Raw genomic sequence first — 1,783 nt, 5'->3', positions numbered from 1 at the left:
GTACCACATCGATCACCCGCGTATTGCGCAGATCCGGGCAGTTCTCCTTGAAGGTCAGCCCCATCACCAGAACCCGTGCGCCCGAAACCGGCAGGCCGCGTTTCAGCATCGCCTTCACCATCTCGCCGGCAGTATAGGCACCCATGCCGTCATTCAGCCGCCGGCCCGCCAGCAGGATCTCGGGATGATATCCCAGCTTTTCGGCCTTGTGGGTCAGGTAATAAGGGTCCACCCCGATGCAATGCCCGCCGACCAGGCCGGGGCGGAACGGCAGGAAATTCCATTTGGTTCCAGCCGCTTCCAGCACCGCCTCGGTATCAATCCCCATTTTGTTAAAGATCTTGGCCAGCTCATTCACCAGCGCAATGTTGATATCCCGCTGGCTGTTCTCGATCACCTTGGCGGCCTCAGCCACCCGGATGCTCGCGGCCTTATGGGTGCCGGCCGTCACCACCTCGCGGTACAGCGCATCGACGCGTTCGGCCACCTCCGGCGTCGACCCGGATGTCACTTTGACGATATCCGCCAGCCGCCGCGCCTTGTCGCCGGGGTTGATCCGCTCGGGAGAGTAGCCGGCAAAGAAGTCCTTGTTGAACACCAGCCCCGAGCGCGCTTCCAGAATGGGCACGCAATCTTCCTCGGTGGCGCCGGGATAGACGGTGGATTCATAAATCACCAGATCACCGGGTTTCAGCACCCCGCCAACAATCGCCGAAGCCGACAAGAGCGGGCTCAGATCCGGGCGGTGGCTGGCATCCACCGGCGTCGGCACGGTGACGATATAGATGGAGCAACCGGCAATCTCCGCCGGGTCGGCAGTGATACTAAGGTGCTCCGCAATTGCCAGCTCCTGGCAGCCCAGCTCGCGGGTGCGGTCTTCGCCCCGGCGCAGCTCGGCAATGCGGCCCGGATCGATGTCAAAGCCAATGACTTTCCGCTGCTGCCCAAAGGCCGCCGCCAGCGGCAGCCCCACATAGCCAAGTCCAATGACACAGATCTTATCCTGCACGCCGCTCATCCGGGCTGCTCCTTGTTCTTGCGGGGCGTCTTAAGCCCCCTGCCCGCCCACATAATGCTCTGCCCCCAAGGGGTTCAACCGCTGCGGCGCAGATTAGGCCTCACGCCTCCACAACAATCGTCGAGACCCCGCCATCGACATCCCGGCAGGCCGACAGCAGCCGTGGCATCAGATGCGACATCACGTAATTCGCATGGAACCGGCTTGGCGCCTTCAGCACCAGCCGGCCGCCAGCCCGGCTGGCCTTCTCCAATCCTTGCACCCAGGACGCATAATTCGCCGGGTCCTCCGCATGGAGCACCGCCTTGGCCAGGCTCCATTCGCTGCCGTCCGAGATATCCGGAGCCCGCGGTGCAGCCCCTGGGCGCAAAGGCACCACATTCAGCGCTGGCTCATCATTGTTTTGCATCCGGTGTTCAAAGTCCGGTCCCACCGCGCCCCAGCGCTCCTGGGTATCTGCCAGCAACCGCTCCAGGTCGATGCCGTATTCCGTGACCCGCCCGCGTGCGCCCTGGCGTTTCACCACCAGCCAGCCCCAGCCCCGCAGCTTGGCCATCTCGCGTTTCACCGTGCGTTCGTCCACATCCCACAACCGGGCAATCTCGCGCTGGCCCACCGCCAGCTCATTGCGCTGCCAGTTGTAGCGCGCGGTCATCAATGTCATGAACCGCAGCACTAGCTTTTGCGGAGCTTTGCCCTGGCCAAGCGCATACGCCCCCATCGCCGTGAGGATGTCATACTTCAATGCAGAGGCGTTGCGCCCCG

2 protein-coding genes are annotated in these 1,783 nt (G+C 63.4%); both read right to left on the bottom strand.

Annotated elements, in window-relative coordinates; all coding sequences use genetic code 11:
- Positions 1 to 1,018 (bottom strand): nucleotide sugar dehydrogenase (locus A2I95_RS35275; RefSeq protein WP_291737223.1); only part of this gene is annotated, 1,018 nt, incomplete at its 3' end.
- A gap of 100 nt (positions 1,019 to 1,118) precedes the next feature.
- On the bottom strand, positions 1,119 to 1,783 hold a 665-nt coding region (locus tag A2I95_RS35270; RefSeq protein ID WP_291737222.1), incomplete at its 5' end, for a DnaA N-terminal domain-containing protein.

This window comes from Leisingera sp. F5, from assembly GCF_001593695.1.
Note: the sequence above shows the minus strand (reverse complement) of the source record. Positions and strands in the feature narration are given on the sequence as shown.